Source organism: Methylomonas sp. LW13, assembly GCF_016865255.1.
Classification (GTDB): domain Bacteria; phylum Pseudomonadota; class Gammaproteobacteria; order Methylococcales; family Methylomonadaceae; genus Methylomonas.
Genome location: NZ_CP033381.1, coordinates 3,704,538 through 3,723,499 on the forward strand (window position 1 = coordinate 3,704,538; position 18,962 = coordinate 3,723,499).

At 52.4% G+C, this 18,962-nt stretch carries 22 protein-coding genes; 9 read left to right on the forward strand and 13 right to left on the reverse strand.

All coding sequences use genetic code 11. From position 1 onward, the window contains the following. Nucleotides 1–156 precede the first annotated feature (156 nt). From JL719_RS16645 to JL719_RS16660, 4 genes are read left to right on the forward strand one after another with little or no spacing between them, the layout of a single operon-like run. Nucleotides 157–1,614, forward strand: coding sequence for a hypothetical protein (locus JL719_RS16645; protein WP_033155402.1), 1,458 nt, complete (start codon nt 157–159; stop codon nt 1,612–1,614). A 2-nt stretch (nt 1,615–1,616) separates the two neighbouring features. Then, nucleotides 1,617–2,123 (forward strand): cytochrome c3 family protein, encoded by a 507-nt coding sequence (locus tag JL719_RS16650; protein WP_033155403.1) that lies wholly within the window; start codon nt 1,617–1,619, stop codon nt 2,121–2,123. Nucleotides 2,124–2,134: 11 nt separating this feature from the next. Further along, on the forward strand, nt 2,135–2,716 hold the full coding sequence (locus JL719_RS16655) for a hypothetical protein (RefSeq protein ID WP_033155404.1): 582 nt from the start codon (nt 2,135–2,137) through the stop codon (nt 2,714–2,716). Between the two features lie 15 nt (nt 2,717–2,731). Continuing rightward, nucleotides 2,732–4,348, forward strand: a complete 1,617-nt coding sequence (locus tag JL719_RS16660; RefSeq protein WP_051669651.1) for a methyl-accepting chemotaxis protein — start codon at nt 2,732–2,734, stop codon at nt 4,346–4,348. A gap of 44 nt (nt 4,349–4,392) precedes the next feature. On the opposite strand, the gene JL719_RS16665 is transcribed toward JL719_RS16660, so the two are convergent. The 3 genes from JL719_RS16665 to JL719_RS16675 form a co-directional block, all read right to left on the reverse strand. After that, a complete protein-coding gene (locus JL719_RS16665) occupies nt 4,393–4,950 on the reverse strand; it encodes a Uma2 family endonuclease (protein ID WP_033155405.1) in 558 nt (185 codons plus the stop codon). Further along, on the reverse strand, nt 4,943–7,210 hold the full coding sequence (locus JL719_RS16670; RefSeq protein WP_033155406.1) for a heavy metal translocating P-type ATPase: 2,268 nt from the start codon (nt 7,208–7,210) through the stop codon (nt 4,943–4,945). Before JL719_RS16670 ends, JL719_RS16665 begins: the two co-directional genes overlap by 8 nt. 66 nt (nt 7,211–7,276) lie before the next feature. After that, on the reverse strand, nt 7,277–7,486 hold the full coding sequence (locus JL719_RS16675) for a heavy-metal-associated domain-containing protein (protein WP_033155407.1): 210 nt from the start codon (nt 7,484–7,486) through the stop codon (nt 7,277–7,279). A 120-nt stretch (nt 7,487–7,606) separates the two neighbouring features. Here JL719_RS16675 and JL719_RS16680 point away from each other — a divergent pair, with 120 nt between their 5' ends. Genes JL719_RS16680 through mutM form a run of 4 tightly spaced genes read left to right on the forward strand, consistent with a single transcriptional unit; the run spans nt 7,607 to nt 10,721 of the window. Then, nucleotides 7,607–8,812, forward strand: coding sequence for an EAL and HDOD domain-containing protein (locus JL719_RS16680; RefSeq protein ID WP_020485445.1), 1,206 nt, complete (start codon nt 7,607–7,609; stop codon nt 8,810–8,812). 24 nt (nt 8,813–8,836) lie between these two features. Beyond that, nucleotides 8,837–9,274 carry a rhodanese-like domain-containing protein gene (locus JL719_RS16685; RefSeq protein WP_033155408.1) on the forward strand — a complete coding sequence of 146 codons (438 nt, stop codon included), beginning with the start codon at nt 8,837–8,839 and terminating at the stop codon, nt 9,272–9,274. A gap of 1 nt (nt 9,275) precedes the next feature. Beyond that, nucleotides 9,276–9,899: a high frequency lysogenization protein HflD gene (hflD, locus tag JL719_RS16690; RefSeq protein WP_020485443.1), complete on the forward strand. Its 624-nt coding sequence runs from the start codon at nt 9,276–9,278 to the stop codon at nt 9,897–9,899. A gap of 6 nt (nt 9,900–9,905) precedes the next feature. Then, nucleotides 9,906–10,721, forward strand: a complete 816-nt coding sequence (gene mutM, locus JL719_RS16695) for a bifunctional DNA-formamidopyrimidine glycosylase/DNA-(apurinic or apyrimidinic site) lyase (RefSeq protein WP_033155409.1) — start codon at nt 9,906–9,908, stop codon at nt 10,719–10,721. A 5-nt stretch (nt 10,722–10,726) separates the two neighbouring features. On the opposite strand, the gene JL719_RS16700 is transcribed toward mutM, so the two are convergent. Beyond that, entirely contained in the window at nt 10,727–12,430 is a 1,704-nt protein-coding gene (locus tag JL719_RS16700; protein WP_033155410.1) for an ATP-binding SpoIIE family protein phosphatase, read from the reverse strand. A gap of 75 nt (nt 12,431–12,505) precedes the next feature. Between JL719_RS16700 and JL719_RS16705 the strand changes: the two genes are divergently transcribed. After that, entirely contained in the window at nt 12,506–12,877 is a 372-nt protein-coding gene (locus JL719_RS16705) for a DUF6164 family protein (protein WP_033155411.1), read from the forward strand. Between the two features lie 7 nt (nt 12,878–12,884). Here the strand turns inward: JL719_RS16705 and JL719_RS16710 are convergent, their stop codons facing one another. From JL719_RS16710 to JL719_RS16750, 9 genes are all read right to left on the reverse strand, one after another. After that, nucleotides 12,885–13,121, reverse strand: a complete 237-nt coding sequence (locus JL719_RS16710) for a TIGR02647 family protein (protein WP_033155412.1) — start codon at nt 13,119–13,121, stop codon at nt 12,885–12,887. Nucleotides 13,122–13,145: 24 nt separating this feature from the next. Then, nucleotides 13,146–13,919 (reverse strand): DUF3530 family protein, encoded by a 774-nt coding sequence (locus JL719_RS16715; protein ID WP_033155413.1) that lies wholly within the window; start codon nt 13,917–13,919, stop codon nt 13,146–13,148. A gap of 8 nt (nt 13,920–13,927) precedes the next feature. Further along, nucleotides 13,928–14,998, reverse strand: a complete 1,071-nt coding sequence (locus tag JL719_RS16720) for an AI-2E family transporter (RefSeq protein WP_033155782.1) — start codon at nt 14,996–14,998, stop codon at nt 13,928–13,930. Between the two features lie 18 nt (nt 14,999–15,016). Continuing rightward, nucleotides 15,017–15,652 (reverse strand): DedA family protein, encoded by a 636-nt coding sequence (locus JL719_RS16725; RefSeq protein WP_033155414.1) that lies wholly within the window; start codon nt 15,650–15,652, stop codon nt 15,017–15,019. Nucleotides 15,653–15,719: 67 nt separating this feature from the next. Further along, on the reverse strand, nt 15,720–16,040 hold the full coding sequence (locus tag JL719_RS16730; protein WP_051669653.1) for a cold shock domain-containing protein: 321 nt from the start codon (nt 16,038–16,040) through the stop codon (nt 15,720–15,722). A 355-nt stretch (nt 16,041–16,395) separates the two neighbouring features. Further along, nucleotides 16,396–16,758, reverse strand: a complete 363-nt coding sequence (locus JL719_RS16735) for a hypothetical protein (RefSeq protein WP_033155415.1) — start codon at nt 16,756–16,758, stop codon at nt 16,396–16,398. A gap of 105 nt (nt 16,759–16,863) precedes the next feature. Next, nucleotides 16,864–17,271 carry a ketosteroid isomerase-related protein gene (locus JL719_RS16740; protein ID WP_033155416.1) on the reverse strand — a complete coding sequence of 136 codons (408 nt, stop codon included), beginning with the start codon at nt 17,269–17,271 and terminating at the stop codon, nt 16,864–16,866. A gap of 62 nt (nt 17,272–17,333) precedes the next feature. Continuing rightward, entirely contained in the window at nt 17,334–17,870 is a 537-nt protein-coding gene (gene cobO / locus JL719_RS16745; RefSeq protein WP_033155417.1) for a cob(I)yrinic acid a,c-diamide adenosyltransferase, read from the reverse strand. A 193-nt stretch (nt 17,871–18,063) separates the two neighbouring features. Further along, nucleotides 18,064–18,882: a hypothetical protein gene (locus tag JL719_RS16750; RefSeq protein ID WP_033155418.1), complete on the reverse strand. Its 819-nt coding sequence runs from the start codon at nt 18,880–18,882 to the stop codon at nt 18,064–18,066. Nucleotides 18,883–18,962 lie beyond the last annotated feature (80 nt).

Consider the following 18,962-nt stretch of genomic DNA (forward strand, 5'->3'; position numbering starts at 1 on the left):
GAACTCAGCTCAAACGAGGCGCCAGGGATAAGCTGAGCCCGCTGGATAAGGCCAGCCCCATGCATCAACTTGTAATGCCAACAAAAGCAACTAACCTTGCCTCAATACGACGATTCTGAAACAAACGTAGTCCTAAGCCTACACCCAGAGACAGATATGCATCCAAGAAAACTGCGAATAGCTATCGCCCTGCTCAGCGTGGCAGCCCACGCCAACGCGCATGCAACCGCTGCGGAAGACGAACATATCCGCCAGATTGTGCAAGGCGTGCTGAAGGAAAAAGACCAGAAAATCGAACAACTGGAAGCTCGTATCAAACAACTGGAACAAGAAAGAAGCAGCGCTGTAGCGGCGACGCCAAGCCCGGCAGTCGCTAAGGCGGGCGAACCAGCCCCGGCACCGCTGAAAACGGCTGCGAACGGCAAACCTGAACCAACCGTGGACACCAAACTCCAGGCCCTGGACAAAAAAATTGCTGCCTTAAAAGAAGCGGCCGAAGCCAACGGCCTGCAAATGAGCGGTTTTTTCGACATCAACGCCAAAACCGGCAACTCTACTGACCAGACCTTTAGCGTCGGCTCGGTGGAGTTGGACCTGGACTATGTGCACGACGACCACTTCGGTGCCAGCTCGGCTTTAGTGTTATGCGGCAACTCATCCAACGCCGACTATGGTGCGCCCGGTGCGGTATTTTGCGGTAACAGCGGCCCCGGCGCGCTGAGTGGCGGCAGCACAATGGCCGGTATCGCCGTCGCGCTAGTCGACTACCATATGTTTAATGATCGTATTCCGCCGCGCGGCCGGATTTTCAATAACAAAGGTCTGCACATCCAGGCCGGCCGTTTCGACTTACCGTTCGGCAACGATTACCAAAACTTCGCTAACAAGGACCGCATCACTGTTACCGCCCCGTTGACCACCTCCCGCATGCAATTGGGCGGTTACAATGCCGACGGCATTCGTTCCTACGGTGCCTGGGATATATTCAACTATTCGGTATTCTGGACAGACGCGCTGTACGCCAATGACGGCCATACCGTCGGCGGCCGGGTGGGCCTGGCTATGGGGCAAAATACCTACAAAATCCACAACGCCAATCCGGAAGGTATCGAAATCGGTGTCTCCCATCTGAGCGAGTTCGATGGCGAAAACCGCATCCGCAATACCGTTTACGGCGCTGACTTGAGTATCGGCTACGGCATGTGGCGTTTACAAAACGAATTCATGCTGCTGAACGCGCATCAACAGGTGTTTTTGGAACAAGACGCGGATGGCACTGTCATCATCCCCGATCCAAACACCAGCCCGTTCGGCAAAGGCCACCAATTGGGCTACCACTCCACGCTGACCGTGGATTTGGAAAGCCTGAGCAAACAGCCCATCGTGGTGTTCGCCCGCTACAGCCGCTGGCAGCCTTCGCAAGACCTTGGCCTGGACTTTGATGGCAGCACAGTGGCGATCAACGATCTCTCCATGCTTAGCCTCGGGTTTAACTACAAATTCAGCGATCATTTACGGGTCAAATTTGAATACAACGATTCGCTGGGCACAGAAACCGCCGAGCGCTATTTCGACAGAAAACTGGGCATAGCCCAAATCGTCATGTCTTTTTAATCATGAACAAGCTCCTATACAAATGCTTATTGGCCGGCGGCACCGGCGCACTTTTGTTATTGTTCGTCAGTGGCGCGCATACCGCCGACGACAATCCGCACCTCATTTCCAAGCAATCGCCGCAAGCGGGGTGTAGTAATTGCCATACCACGACGCCGGAAATCAAAGAGGACGGCATTTTACACAGCAAAAATATATCAGCGGATCAAACCACCTTTAGCAAGGATGGCGTGGCCATGTGCTCCTCGTGCCATAATCCCAACCAAGGCCACAAAGTGGGCTTGAATATCGACTTTCCGGTACCCGCCGACTTGCCGCTTAACGAGGAAAACGACATTACCTGTCTGACCTGCCACTACACGCACGGCAAGCTGGATAGCGACCGGCCACAAGCCAGCCACAGCTTCATGGATAAACTGATGAACGCCGAAAGACTGAAAAAAAGCTTTTTGCTCCGCCGTAACAACAGCGACGGCGAGCTCTGTTTAACTTGTCACAACGTCAACTAAGGTTCCTGAAAATGAACAATACCGTTACCAAACGTCGCCAAATTTTTATCAAAAGGGATTTTCAAGGCCGTTTCATCCTCGGCGCTTTTGCACTGATATTGCTGGCCGGATTATGTTCGGCCTTACTGATTTATTGGATGACCGGCGGCGATCTGCAGGCCCAATCCCAGTCGGCGCACGCCAATATCGTTAATGCGGCGGAACGCCTGGGCGTATCGATTTTAATCGGCAACTTGGTGGCCATTTTGGTTGCCGGCGGCATTGCGGTGAGCACCGTTCTTTACGCCTCGCATAAAATCGCCGGGCCCTTATATCGCTTCGAAACACTCTGCCAAGAGGTCGGCGACGGCAAGCTTGATACCGTCACGCACTTGCGAGAAAACGATCAGCTACAGGATTTGGCGCTGTCGTTTTCGAATATGGTTGCCAAACTACGCAACCGCCGCGAGCATCGCGCACGCTTAATTGCCGAACTCAACCGGCAGATCGGTTTGTACGCCTTAAACAACGGCGACGCACTGTCAGAAGCCCAACACCATGCCGTTGCGGCAATGGCGGCGTTGGTGACCGATTTAGAAAAACTTGAAAAATAATTACCCAAAAACCTCATGTTTAAAAATATCTCAATCAAATCTTCGCTGATCTTAATTGCTTCCGCTTTGGCATTTGCCAATCTGCTGTTTGTGTTGTCGCTGTGGCATGCGTTTCAGTCCATAGACGACAACTTGCAGGCGGCAACTCAGAAACAAAACACCTCGGACTATTTGTCTCATGTGCGTTTTCATGTCGTGCAGATTCAACAATTTCTGACCGACGTCGGCGCGACGCATGATGATGGCGGCTTTGCCGAAGCCAAAGAAAACCTGGACGCCGCATTGTTAAATCTGGACAAAGCCGAACAATCTCACCCGGTACTACGCGCGCAAGTCGAAACATTGAAACGGGAAATTCAAGTAATGCACGATGCCGGCGTAAAGATGGGTTGGGATTACATTAAGTTGGGCACCGAAGCAGGCACCGTTACCATGAAGGCGCCGGGCTCAGGTCTTGACGACACAGCTGCCACGCTGACCGAAGAATTAATCAGAATTACCGAGCAACTTGATCGGGAGCTTGCCCTCGCCAAACAACAATTAAGTTCGTCTTTGCACGATTACAGCCTATCGCGTATTGCTTTTTCCATCGTGTTGCTACTGTTTGTGACGGTCTGTTTGAGCATGCTTTATTTCAAAATAGAACCGCCATTGACCGAGCTGCAAAAATCGCTGTATCTGCTTAGACAGGGCGGCGGCGATTTGACCCGGCGCATTCCGCACGAAGGCAGTGACGAAGTCGGCATTATCGTCACCCAGTTCAACGAATTTTTAAGCGTCTTACACAGCCTGATGCGGCAAGTGGCGACGGAATCCAACCAGTTGAACACCGCCTCGAACCGCTTGAGCCAAATGTCCGAGCGGGTACAAGAGGATATTTTGAAACAGCAGATGGGCACGGATCAGGTCGCGGCAACGGTAACGGAACTATCCGCGACAGTGACGGAAGTGTCCAACAACACGGCTAACGCCGCGCAAACGGCGCAGAAAAGCAGCGTGGCCGCCAACCACGGCAAGGCAGTGGTGACCAATACGGTGCAATCGATTCATGCGCTGTCTAACAATATCGACAGGGCCAGCACCGTAATCGGTAATGTCGAGCAAAACTGCGTGAATGTCAGCTCGGTGCTGGATGTGATTCAGAGCATCGCCGATCAGACCAATTTATTGGCGCTCAATGCGGCGATTGAGGCCGCCAGAGCCGGCGAACAAGGCCGTGGTTTTGCGGTAGTGGCGGACGAAGTGCGGACACTGGCCAGCCGAACCCAGGATTCCACGCATGAAATTCAAGCGATGATAGAACGCTTGCAGCAAGGCTCGCGGGAAGCGGTGAAAGCCATGTCGGAAAGCCGAAATCAGGCTAAGGAGACCGTTGAAGTCATCGAAAGTACCGGCGAGTTGCTGGACAACATTTCCAGCATGGTGGCGCAAATTTCCACCATGAATACGCATATTTCCGACGCGGTGAAGGAACAAAAAATCGTCGTCGAGCACATTAATCAAAACATCAATTCGATTAATGACGTCACCATCAACAACTCGAAGGACGCCGAGCAAACCGCGGAAGAAGCCCATCATTTGCAAAAAATCGCCGGTAATTTACATACCACGATTTCCCAATTCAAACTGTAAGCCACCCAGCGCGCTATTCGGTTTGCCTGCAAGCCAATAGCGCCTTACAACTCAAATACCTCCGCCAAGGGCAAAATCAACTCCGGCAAGCTCAACAGGGGCAAATCTTCCTCAACCCCAAAAACGTCGGCATTGGCATAGCGACCGTCTGCGCCCAGAAAAAAACGCTGAACATAATTTTCCAACGGGTCGATGACCACATATTCCCTCACGCCGGCACGCTCGTAGAGCGCTTTCTTTTCACGCATATCCTTCAGCGCCGTGCTGGGGGACAAAACCTCTACCACCAAATCCGGCGCACCGTGTATGGCTTTTTCGCCGATCTTTTCCGGGTTGCAGACCACTAACAAATCCGGTTGCACCACATCATGCTCGGAGAGAATGACGTCCACAGGGGCGATTAAAGGCTTGCAGGGCTTACCTTTTAAAAATTGTTCCATCCGGCTAAAAACACGTCCAGCAACCGTCTGATGTTTGATGCTGGCTGCGGGACTCATATTGTAAGGAACGCCGTCGATTAACTCCCAGCGCTCGTCGTCCGGCCATCCCGTATAGTCGGCGATACTGAAGGTTTGTACCGACGCTTTAGGCACGCTATTCATTCTTCGCCCCCAACTGAACATCCAGCTTAATCCAGCGCAAACGATTGGCGTTACTGACGACCGTGACCGATGACATGGCCATGGCCGCGCCGGCAATCATTGGGTTGAGTAACAAGCCAAATAACGGATACAGCAAACCGGCCGCGACCGGAATGCCGATAGTGTTGTAGAAAAATGCACCCAACAGGTTTTGCTTGATATTGGCAACCGTCAATGTCGACAGCGCCATTGCCTCGGACACCTTCAATAAGGAGCCTTGCAGCAACACAATGTCGGCGCTTTCGATAGCCACGTCGGTGCCGGTGCCAATCGCAAAACCGACATCCGCTTGCGCCAGGGCCGGCGCGTCGTTGATACCGTCACCGACCATGCCGACAATTTCGCCTTGCTGTTGCAAGGCTTTTACCACGGCGGCTTTGTCTTGTGGCAAGACTTGCGCTCGGACTTCGCTGATTCCGGCTTGCGCCGCTATCGCTTGCGCGGTGATCTCGTTGTCGCCCGTCACCATCAGCACGCGGATACCCTGCTTCCGTAATTGCCGTACCGCTGCGGCGGAATCGGGTTTAATCGGGTCTGCGACCGACACGATGCCAACCACCGAATTTTCGACGGCCAAAAACATTGGTGTCTGGCCTTTTGCCGCCAACTCGGCCATTTTATCGCGATGCTTGCTATCGTCGATGCCATGTTCCGCTAGCAACGCGGCATTGCCGAACAAACATTGCCGATCCGCGATGCGGCCGGCGATACCGTGCCCGGCCACGGCCTGAAATTTTCTGACCTTCTCCAACTTAAGCTGTTTTTGTTCGGCAGCCGCCAGTATCGCTGCGGCCAAGGGATGTTCGGACCCCGATTCCAGACTGGCGGCATACTGCAACACCTGGACTTCGTCGACATCGCCAAAAGCGATCACTTCAGCCAGACTGGGCTTACCGGCAGTGACGGTGCCGGTCTTATCCAGAATCAGGCAAGTCAACTTGCCGGCGCTTTGCAAGGCTTCGCCTTTGCGGATCAATATACCGATTTGCGCGGCACGACCGACCGCGACCATCACCGAAATCGGCGTAGCCAAACCCAATGCGCACGGGCAAGCAATTACCAACACCGTCATCGATGTGACAAACGCATAACCCAGAGCCGGGTCTGGGCCAATACTCAACCAGATTAAAAAAGTCAGTACCGATATGCCCACCACGGTGGGGACAAATACCGCGGAAATCTTGTCCGCCAGTTTGGCAATCGCCGGTTTGCTGTTCTGCGCTTGCCGCACGCTTTGAATAATCTGCGCCAAAGCGGTATCGCGGCCAATGCGGGTCGCGCTAAATAAAAAACTGCCTTGCTGATTGATGGTGCCGGCGGCGACACTGGCACCTTCCATTTTCTCAACCGGCATCGATTCGCCGGTCAGCATGGATTCGTCGATAGTGGAATGTCCTTCCAACACCACACCGTCCACGGCGATTTTTTCGCCGGGTCTAACCCGCAAGGTTTCACCAAGACCGACTTGCTCAATAGGAATATCGATCTCTTGTCCCTCTCGCACCACCCGAGCGGTACGGGGTTGCAAACCGATCAGCGCGCGTATCGCCGCCGAGGTTTTACCCCGCGCCCGAGTTTCCAGCGCACTGCCCAGATTGATGAACGCCAAGATCACCGCCGAGGCCTCGAAGTAGGCATGAGCGGACAGTGAAGGCAGCTGGCCGGAGTAATCAATGACGATACAGGAGTACAACCACGCCGAGCCGGTACCCAGCGCGATCAAGGTATCCATATTGGCCTGCTTGACCAGCAGCAATTTAAGCGCGCTATGAAAAAAATGTCCGCCGGAATAAAACATCACCGCCAGCGTCAGCAAGGCCATTTCGGACCAAAACACCGTGCCGGCGGCACTACCCATCGCCGGAAACAAGTCCAGATGCGCGCCCGCCATTAAGGGCAGGCCCAATACACCGGCCACGCCTGCCTTGCGCAGCAAATCGCGATAACGCTCTTCTTCCTGCTTTTCCTCTTCGCTCGGGTCTTCCAACCCTTCCATCACCGCCGCATCGTAGCCGGCGGATTTCAAGGCCTGCTTCATGGCTTGATGGTCCGGATTGCCGCCGACAGTGGCGGAGTGATCGGCAAAATTGACGGCAACGGACTCGACCCCCGGTACCGATTGCAAGGCTGTTTCCACCGCGCTGACGCAACCGGCGCAACGCATGCCGAGTATGGAAAGGCGTATTTCCTGTTGCTGATTAGTCGATTGCTCTAAAGTCATGATGAGGATTCCCGAGTAATACCGTTTTGATCTGCGCCCAAAAGCGGACGGCCGCCGATGCGGGCTTTATTCGACCTTGAAACCGGCGTCGGTGATAACGTCTTCGATTTCATCCAAGTCGGTTTGCGCCGGATCAAATTCGACTTCAACCCGCTTGTCTTTGTGCGAAGCCTGCACCGTTACCACACCGGCGATGGCCGACACTTTACTGACGATGCTGTTCTCGCAACCGCCGCATTTCATACCGCTTACTGTCAATGACGCTGATTCGGACATATAAATCTCCATATGATTGAAATTGAGACTGGCCGGCCATTCTCGACTTAAACTATTTGAACATGGTATAAGGCGCGACCTATTCTCATGATAGTGCAATGATCGGGAGCCCGTAAATAAATGACAGATTTTCTGATTGGCAGACAGCAAATCCTGGACCGCCATCTGGACACTTTCGCCTACGAGATTTTATTCAGAGGCAAGGATTTCGATCTCAGTTTGAAAGATGGTGCCGCCAACGCCACTAATCAAGTCATCACCGATACGCTGTTGGAAATCGGCCTGAACGAACTGGTCGGCCCGCACAAAGCCTTCATTAATTTCACCACGCAAAACATACTCGACAAAACGCCGCTGCATTTGCCCAAAGAGCGCATCGTCATTGAAGTGCTGGAAAGCGTGGCTATCGATGACAACATCGTCGCCAACCTGAAAGAATTATCGCAACTGGGCTACACCATCGCTCTGGACGACTTCGTCTTGTCACCGGAGTGGCTGCCCTTGCTGGAATTTGCCGACATTATCAAGCTGGATGTGATGGCCGACGGCCTGGAGGGCACCCGGCAACTGATCGAACAGCTAAAACCCTACAAACTCAAATTGCTGGCGGAAAAAGTCGAAACACATCAGGAATTTGAAACCTTGCGCGAATGGGGCTGCGAGCTGTTTCAAGGGTTTTTCTTCAGCAAACCGAATATCGTGGAGGGCAAGCGGTTAGGGGTCAGCCAAACGGCAGCCATCCAATTGTTGTCCACCGTGAATAAAGCGGATGCCAGTTTCGCGGAAATAGGCAAGATTATCTCGCAAGACGTCGGGATGAGTTTTAAGTTGCTGCATTATTTAAATTCCGCATTTTTTAGCCTCCCGCAAAAAATAGAATCCATTCAGCATGCCATTGCCTGCCTGGGGCTGGTCGAGATCAAGCGCTGGGTCAATATTCTGGCCTTATCGTCTATGTCCGGCAAACCGTCCTCGGTGCTGCAAAACGTGCTGATCCGCGCCAAAATGTGCGAATTGATAGCGCGAGAACTTAAAGACGATCAGGAGCATTATTTTTTAATTGGTATGCTGTCGGGTTTGGACAGCTTGCTGGACATGCCGGCGACCAAAGTATTGGAACAATTGCCGCTGGCGGAAGATGTCGACGATGCCATTTTGAAATATCGCGGCAACGCCGGCGAAGCGTTACAATTCTGCATCGCCTACGAGCGCTGGGAGCCGGGCCTTAGCACCTTTCGTGATATAAATCCCGAGCGTATCGCCAACATCTATCTGGAGAGCATAGATTGGTGGGCGACGCGCATTTTACCTTTCTTGGCAGCTTGAGCCATCTACCCTACCGACATCATCATGAAATTGAGACTGACTTTATTCTGGCTAGGCTGTCTGTTCGCGGCCCATCTTTACGCCACCGAACTAGGCGTGGTCACGGCGGAACAACTGCTAAGCATGCAGCAAAACCACAATGCGCTGGTCGTGGATGTACGTACCGCGCCGGAATGGCAAGCCACCGGCGTCATCGCCAACAGCCAGAAACTGGAATCGTTTGACAGCAACGGCCACTTCGACCAAGAGAAATGGTTAGCCAACCTGGAAAAACTGAAATCGTCGCCGGACCAACCCGTTATTTTGGTCTGTCGTTCCGGGAATCGTAGCGGCAAGATCGGCCAAATCCTCACCGAGCAACTGGGCATGAAAAATGTCTATCATTTATCCAATGGTATCCAGTCATGGATCAAAGACGGCCACCCGGTTAAAGCCGATTGTTTGACTACAGCTTGTAAGTAATATGTCCCTGAACACGCTCAGTAACCAAACCATCGCGCTGGCCGGCATCGCCCAGGCCTGCTCCTTGGTGCATCAGCTTGCCGGCACCGGCACTTGCCCAAACGCGGCGCTGGAAGCCAGCATCGCCAGTCTGCTGAAAATCGACGCAGACAGCGTGGTCGATGTCTACGGCGGCTTGATCGGTGTCGAACACGGCTTACAACAGCTTACGACGCAACTCGGCAGCCGGGTGCTGGCCAGCCCGGAGCAAGCCCGTTACGCCGCGCAGATCGTCTATTTGCAAAAACAACTGATCAAGCAGCCGGATATGCAAAACACCATACAGGCTGGTGTCAGTAAGGCCCAGGCTCAAGCCGAACATTTCGGCATACTGCATGAAAATGTGCTGGCCAATCTGGCCGACGTGTATCACAGCACGATCAGTACCCTGCAGCCACGAATCATGGTACAAGGCGACCAGCAATATCTGGGTAATCAAAGTACTGTAAACAAAATTCGCGCTTTGCTGTTGGCAGGCATTCGCGCCACTTTATTGTGGCGGCAATGCGGCGGCAGCCGTTGGAAGTTATTGTTCTTCCGCAAAAAAATCCAGGACGAAGCCAAGTTTCTACTCACCCAAATCTGAGCAATCATGCCGGAATTACCCGAGGTTGAAACCAGTCGGCGCGGCATCGCCCCGCATATTACCGGCAAAACCTTTAAAGCCGTGATTGTGCGTCACCCGCAGTTGCGTTGGCCGGTTCCCGAGTCCCTGACCATCGATTTGCCGGGCCAGCGTCTGGACGCTGTCGAACGGCGCGGCAAATATTTATTACTCGGTACGGGGCGCGGCACGCTGATCCTGCATCTGGGCATGTCGGGGAATCTGCGCATCACCACACCCGAGCAAACGCTGCGCAAGCACGACCACATCGACTTCATTTTTGCCGACGATACGGTACTGCGCTTTAACGATCAGCGGCGCTTCGGCGCGGCCTTGTGGACTGCCGAAGATCCGATGTTGCATCCCTTGCTGGCCACGCTGGGGCCTGAACCGCTCTCCGCGGCATTCGACGCTAACTATTTGCGGCAGCGGGCGGTAAACCGCGCGGTGCCGATCAAATCATTGATTATGGACAGCCATGTCGTGGTGGGCGTGGGGAATATTTATGCCAGCGAAGCCTTGTTCTTAGCAGGCGTACAGCCGATGCGCTGCGCCGGAGAACTGGATACGCCGGCGTGCGAAGCGTTGGTGGCGGCGATCAAAACCGTATTGCAACAAGCCATCGATAAAGGCGGCACCACGTTGCGCGACTTTAGCAATGCCGAGGGCAAACCCGGTTATTTCAAACAATCGTTAAATGTGTACGGTCGTGGCGGACAAGCCTGCCTGCGCTGCGAGGAACCAATTCAGCAACTCAAAATCGGCCAACGCGCCAGCTACTATTGCCGCAATTGCCAACACTAAGCCCGTTAATGCCGCCAATCGAAAACCGCGGTTACGCGATTGCCGCAACCGTGGTAGCTCAGGCTGCTGCATAAAGTCTCCAGCATGATAATGCCGCGGCCGCAGTAAGCCTCATCACTCTTCCGCAAACCGATGCGCCGTCGCCAATCGAAGCCGTTGCCGCTATCGACGACTTTAACGATCAAGCGGCCACCGTACTCGGTCGCATGATGGATAAACGATAAGCGGATTTTGCCGCGCTGGAGCTGTTGCAAGCGTTCGTCCTTCATCGCATAAAAGCGCATAAAGCCCTCCGGACTGCTCTTCAGAGCCGAATCCAAGCCCAGCACGCCATGGTCCAGCGCATTCGTGAACAATTCACTGACTATCATGAAAATATCCTGGCGATAATTCTGTAAACCCTGGATTTCCATGACGGTGTTGACCATGACCGGCACCGGATTGATCAGGCGCAAACTATCGATGTCAAATTCCAGTACCTGCTTCCAGGTCGTCGCGGCGACCCGCTGCCGGGGAAGCCGGATTTCTCGCCGCCCCCAGGGCACGCTATCGACCGCACAGCTCAAAATAACCAGGGTATTGTCATCTTTCTGAATCGCACCGCCGGTGTGTGCTTCAAGGCTGGCCTGCAAATTTTTGATGGCGTCGGATTTACTTTGCCGGATAGCATTAAGAATGCGTTCCCCGCCGAAAAGCTCACCTTCAGCATTTTCCGCCTCAAAAATACCATCCGTGAGCAGATATAAACACTGACTCTCGCTTACCCGATGCAGTTGCTCTTCGATGTCAATCGAAGGCTGAATACCCAGCGGAATATTCAAAGAGCGTATCGCCAAAAAACTGTTGTCGGCATGATTGACTAAAAAATGCTCGGGTAGCCCGCAGGTAATGCTTTTCATCGACGACGACTCGGGATACAGCGCCACCACCGTCGCCGCCAAAAAGCGGTTGGCCGGCAACACCCGATACAGTTTGGCGTTAATTTCGGTAACGATTTCGTTAATATCGAAACCTTTCCGCGTCATGCCATAGAAAATGTCCGCCAGCGGCGTAGCGGCTATCGATGCCGACAAACCGTGGCCGGTAAAATCGCCCAACAGCACATGCAAATGATTTTCCGGGGTTTTGGCAATCAACACCAAATCGCCGTTAAACAAGGCCATCGGCGACATCACCACTTCCACGGCTTCAGTTTCCAGAAAGTCGGCTTTTAACACGTCATTGAACAGTTTGGCCGCGACTTCATGTTCCAGGTCGGAAGTCTGCCAATAATCGAGCAGCAGCGTTTTTTGCGCGTGCTCGTGCTGATACAACATGCGCAGTTTTAACGACGACCGTATTTTTAACAGCAATAAATGCTGATTGACCGGTCGACAAATGACAGCGTCGATCTCAACAGCGGCGCAATGGTCCAGCAGCGTGTCGGTTAAATCATCGGCAATCAATATGATAGGCAGGTAGGAGTCGGCCGCATCGCGCATATCGGCAACCTGCCGCCAAGGCCAATCTCGACAGGCAATAATCAGTAAATCCACCGGCGCATTTGTCAGCAGCTCCATCACCTCTTCCGCACTCGACGCCACCGCACAGCGAAAATCCTGCGCGCGCAGCACGCCTTGCAAACTATCTGCACTTGGGTTTGCTCCAGCATCCTCCAGCAAAACAATAGAGGTCTGAGCGGGCAGTGGAAATGGGCTGGGATGATTCATTCTGAAGAGTTTGCCCGGCGCTCGATGCACGCTTATTGATTTATAATTTGCGCTTCTTACACCATGCGGCTGGCTATGACGATTTTATTTTTCTCGCTAAGAGGCGTACCCACGGACGAAGCGGACGATGTTCGGCAGTTACTGGCCGACAACGATATTGAATTTTACGAAACGTCAGCAGGCAACTGGGGCATTTCCATGCCGGCTATCTGGCTTTATCAACGCGATGACGTCGATAAAGCCAGACAATTATTCAACGAATACCAACAAGAACGCGCCCTAAACCAACGCGCACTGTACCGGCAATTGAAGGCGCAAGGCGAATACCAAGGCTTTTTCCGCCACAATCTGAACAAGCCCATCCGATTTCTCGGCTATAGCCTGCTCATAGTCCTGATTTTTTACGTCTCTTTGAAATGGTTGTTCGAGCTGGGCCTAGGCCTTTGAATCGTCGTTAGTTAGACTGCAATATCGTCAGCATCCGTTGGGCGTGTTCCGCCACTTCTATACCCAGGTCGGTCAAATACCCGCCGTCATGTTGTGTGACCAAACCTTTGTCGAATAGCCGTTGCGCCGCAGCAATCAACACCGGATCGGCATTGCCATGCACCTTGACACCTTCTTGTACGGACTCCAGATTGAACAAGGATAAAAATTTAATTTCCGCGACCAATTCGTCGGTTAAAAGCATGTGTTGCACCCTTTGTAATAATTATTAATCTTGGCTGACCGTCGTGGTCAGCCAACTGTATACGCGCTTTACAAGCAATTCGTAATCTTGTTGATAGCCGTGATCCTCGCCATCCATTCTTATTTGCCGATACACCGGATTATCTTTACCGGCCATACGCCGTTGCCGGGCGCTATCGAGCACTGCCGGTAAATCAAACTCGGCATAGACATCCAAAAAAGGCAATTGCACTTTTTTAATCAAATCCAGACTTTGCGCCTGTGTTGCAGTCGTTTGCGGCACCGGCAAACTAATCGATACCAGCGCCGCCACGTCATTGGGTTTATCGGCAAGGCGGGATGCGGCCATCAAAGCGCCCATGCCGTAGCCGACAATCGCGATATGTTTCGCACCGTTTTTCAGCAGATGTTCCACAGCCGCATCAATGCGTCCACGCGCCTCCTCAAACAGAGGGTAATACTCTTCAGCCTGGGCGCTGCTTTCCCTGATAGGCATTTGTAAGGCAAGCGTAGCCCAATTATGCATCGGCAACGTGGTTCGCAAGCGATGGATCAAGGGCTTGGCATCGGGATGTTCGCCCATATCGTGCAGTACGATTGCCACTTGGCTGTTGTCGGTCTTTTCGGCTTCCGTGAAGAGCGCCAGAAAAGTTTTGTCGGCGGATTTCAACCAAATCGCCTGCCCCATGGACAATTGTTGCTGAATAGCCGCAGCAAAGTCCTGCTCTCTGCGGCTATCGGTCGCAAACACCAATGTCGAAACTAGCAATAATGCCGTAAATAACGACGCATTGCGCATAGTGAACACTAACCTTTGCTGTAAAAACCGCTAAAGGTATAACGCTCATGGATATGCCGCAACAGCACCATAATCACCGACGCCACCGGCAAGGCCAACAAGACGCCTAAAAACCCGAACAGCTGACCACCCGCCAGTACAGCAAACATCACTGCTACGGGATGTAAACCGATTTTGTTTCCGACCAACCACGGCGTCAACAGCATGCCTTCCATACTCTGACCCACCGCAAAAACGATCAACACCGGCAATAAATGCATCGCATCCTGAAATTGTAGCAAGGCCGCGATGCAGGCAAAGACGATACCGGTGATGGCCCCCATATACGGTACGAAACTGACCAAACCAGCCAGCATACCGATCACCAGGGCCAGTTCCAGATCCACCAACCACAAGCCGACGCTGTAAATCACGCCAAGCGCCAGCATCACATAAAACTGGCCGCGCATGAAAGCACCCAACACCACGTCGGCCTCGCCGGCCAGTTTGGCGACAGTACCGGCAACGCGGCGTGGAAACAAATCGTGGATCCGCGCCACTAAGTCGTCCCAATCGCGCAGTAAATAGAAGGTAATCACCGGAATCAACACCAGATTCATCACCCAACCAACGATCACCGCACCGGAATGGGAGACCGATTGAATCAGGTTCTCGGCAACGCCGTCGCCGTCTTGCCAATGACTCTTGATCAGATTAATCAATTGATCTTCGCGCAACGGTCTAATCGTGCGTCCCAGATATTTTTGCAAAACCGGCACGACCGATTTGTTTATCCAGTTTAAATAAGACGGCAGTTTGTCGATGAATTCGCTGATTTGATATTCCAGGGCAGGAATGATGACGATCAGCAGCGCCGCTATTGAAAAAATGATACCGGAAAACACCACCATGACTGCCAGCGTCCGATTTAAACGCCAACCACGGAATTGCAAAGTTTCCAGCCTATCCACAACTGGATCGCCGAGGTAAGCGAGAATGGCCGCAAACGCAAAAGGCATCAGCACCGGCGCCAACACATACAATAGGCCGCCGAAAGCCAGTATAAAGGCCAGTACAAACCATTTTTGCGAATCGTTCATCTCTACCATCATGCGACCTTATTGCTTGGATTGTTTACGGGCTTTCCAAACTTCCAGCACTATCGGCAAGATCGAAATCAGCACGATGCCTAACACCACTAACTCAAAGTTTTTCTTCACCAGCGGAATATTGCCGAAGAAATAGCCGGCAAACACGCAAATTAACACCCATGCCACTCCGCCGATAATGTTATACAAAATGAAAGTGCTGTAAGGCATTTTCCCTATCCCGGCCACGAACGGCGCAAAGGTGCGCACGATAGGCACAAAGCGCGCCAGTACGATAGTTTTGCCGCCGTAGGTATCGTAGAACGCCTGGGCGCGGTCAAGATGTTCGCGGTTTACCCAACTGAGCGAATAGGCGCGTTGACCAATGCTGCGGCCTATCCAATAGTTGACGGTATCGCCCAGCACCGCCGCAGCTCCCAAGACGCCGAGCAATATCGGCAAATTGAAAGCATCCATTGCCACGAAGGCACCGGCGGCAAACAACAGGGAGTCACCGGGCAAAAACGGCATCACTACGAAACCGGTCTCGACAAAAATCACTAAAAACAAAATGGCATAGGTCAGCGTACCGTAGTCGCTGATGATATTGGCCAAATGTTTATCGATGTGCAGCAGAATGTCGGTCAAATAGTGTAGCCAGTCCATGTTTTACTCGTTTGGTTGAAAAATCTCGGTCAATAATATCTGCTACTAATGACAACTTTTCGGCGCGCTAGAAGAAATAAGCCGCTACTGCCCCGCTTATCAGAGCAAGTGCCGCCGCCAGCAACCATACCCACAGTTTAGGCTTACCGGATTTTTGCTCGTAAGGCACGCCTTCGATGCGCGCATTCACTGCTTTCAATTTACCGCCCGTATCACGGGCGACTTCATAAAACAACACATCGCCGCGCACCGGACGGCGGGCCATGCCTTTTAAAGAGGAAATATGTACAAAAATATCTTTGTCGCCGTTATCCGGCTGAATAAAGCCAAAACCTCTATCGTCTTTCCAGGTTTTTAAAACACCTTTCAGGATGGTCGTATCCGCCATCTTTTCACCTCTAGTTAATTATTATTTTTGTGTATTTTGTCTGAAAAATCCCGAAAACATAAAACCCGGCCTGGGCGCTTTTGATCGATTACGCCGCCTGACTTTGCGATTCCCGGTAAACCTGGCATCCGCTACTACGATGCGTTAGCTGTTTTACCAGCCAACGTGCCTGGCAAACGGCAGACGGTATTGCCGGTTCTGTTTGGATGGTTAATTTGCGAAGAAGACGACGACCACACCCGGCGTCGATATTCATAAAAGCACTGACAAATCGGCTAACGAAATCTTTCACCGCTAACCGATCAATGGGAGACAAGGCGACGTTTCCAGCTATCGCGCAAAACGCCGCCTTTGATTAAAATTTCTTGTCAATCAAAACCTTATCATCGATAACCAGCTTCGACACGCCTCCCAATGCCAAATGCAGGGTACAGGATGCGGTTTTGAAGTTAGAGTCTTTCTCGCCTACCCATTCCATCGTGACATAGGTCGTTTTATCGGTATCGGTTTTGGACGGGAAATACACTTGGGTACCGGTTTTGTTTTCGATCAACTTCGGACATTTTTGGTTAGCCATTTCCTGCATGGCTACCAACGTGCGGATTTGCGCAGCGGCCTCTTTTTCCTCGTTGGATTGATCCTTGCTGACACCCACCAAGATAAAACCGGCTACAAACACCCCCACCACAGCGATCATCAATTTCTGTGTTTCACCCATTGTTGCTCTCCTCTGTTTTGTAGTTATTTTTTCGGCGAATCCGAATTGTTACCCTTCGGATTCTATGCCAATCGACCGGTATCGGCAATGCGCCTGACAAAAGCCTTACTGCGGATCCACCTGCGCAATCCAATCGCCTAAATTATAGTAGTTGGTGATGCGCGCGACTTTACCGTCGCGAATATCGAAAAACGCGCCGGCCGGCAAGCGATAGGTTTGACCATTGGCTTCCGGTAGGCCCTCGTCGGTATTCAGATATTCGCCCAATACCACAAACTCCGCTGCGCCGCGGGTGCCGTCCTCGTTAGCCATGATCACCATATCCACCAACTGTTCTTTGTAGTGGTGATTCATTTTTTTCATGAACTCAGCGAAAGCAGCCTTGCCTTGCTCGCGGTCGCCCTGGTTGATGTCATGTACCACATCGTCGGTCAACAAGCTCAGAAAGGTATCCATGTCGCCGCTGTTGAATGCTTGATAGTACTGTTCGATAAGTTTTTTTGCTTGTTGCATAGTGGTATTGGTGCCTGGATTAAAAACCGGCAATTCTGCCAGAAGCCCGGTTTTTTTTCAGCTTAAAATTCCACGCCCTGCTCGGCTTTGATGCCGGCGGCAAAAGCGTGTTTGATTCGGGTCATTTCGGTAACCGTGTCGGCTGCTTCGATGACTTCCGGTGCCGCATTGCGGCCGGTCATCACCAAGTGTAGCCAGGTGGGTTTATCGTTTTTGATGAAATCGGCGATTTCCTGGCCGCTGATCCAACCATAGCCGCAGCAGTAATTGATTTCGTCGAGGATCACCAAATCAAACTCTTCGGAGAGAATTTTTTGTTTAGCAAACTCCCAAATTTCCCGGCTGGTTTTAATATCTTGTTCCGGATTCTTGGTATCCCAGGTAAAACCATCGCCCAAGGCATGCCACTCGATTTCTTCGAATCGAGTCGCCGCCCGTTGCTCGCCGGTTTGCCACTGGCCTTTGATGAATTGAATCACGCAGACCTTCATGCCCCAACCGGCGGCGCGGAATACCATGCCAAACGCACTTGAGGACTTACCCTTACCTTCGCCGGTGTGTACCAGTACGACACCGTGCCTTCTATCTCTGGTTTTCATTAATTATGCTTCTCTGGCCGATTTAGCAGCCGCTCGTTCAAGTTGGCCGGGCATTGTAACAACTTAGTAGCTGCTACGAGACAGAAGCAGGGATGCGGCACCGCAACCGGTCAGGCGAAGGGCAAAAGCCGCAGTGAAGAATACTTTTGCCGCGCCTGCTTAAAGGCAATGGCGTGTCGATCTAGCCCAGGCACTACTTGCGCCGTACGGAATAGCCCAACATATACAATCCGGCAACAAAAGTCCAAAACGCGGCAGGTAACGGTACGGGCGCATAGCTAAAACCGCTGCCGCTCAGCAACTGATAGCGGCTATCGGCAATACCGAGATATACCAAACCGGTGTTCCCGAAATTGGCGGATGACTCGGTTACGGTGGGTTTGAAATAGCTACTGGCACCCGCTCCGACTTCCAGAAAAGCATCCAGTGAAATCAAGGTATTGACCGGCACCGAAAATGTCGCCACGCCGGTACACGACGCCAGCCATGAACAACTGAAGCTGCGCGGTGTATAACCATTTTCCGTGAAAGAAATACTGTCACCCGTACTTAGTTGCACAGCACCGCTGGCGGCCGCGGTGCCGGACAGTGCTCCCGACACCAAATAAGTCAAAGTCAGATCGATATTTCGACCGCTGGGGCCCACCAACTTGAAGTTATCGGCAAATGACACTTTGCTGCTGGCGCTGGCGACATTCGCGGCATAGGCTGTCGCACTGGCACTGGCACTGGCTTTCATTACGCCGGGAGTGACAAAACCGCCGGCGGCGGAGCGGTACGTCTCAACGTAACTACCCGGCCCACCCGCATTGGGTACTTGATACAACGCATCGACCGCAGACGATGAAGGGCTATTGATGTTGTTTAACACCTTGGAATCCGCATCGTAGGACTGACTGCCATAAGCGGCGTTCGCACTAGCGATCACGGTCAAGGATGTGGTGTACGCAGCTGCTGTTGGTGCATAAGCCAACACTGCACAAAGCGCCAGCAAAGACGAGAAGCGATTCATAAATGTCCTCTAATTGATTAACGTTGTTAAAAATGGTGGATGTCACAACTACCGGCCAGACTCAAAACGTGTGCCGGTGC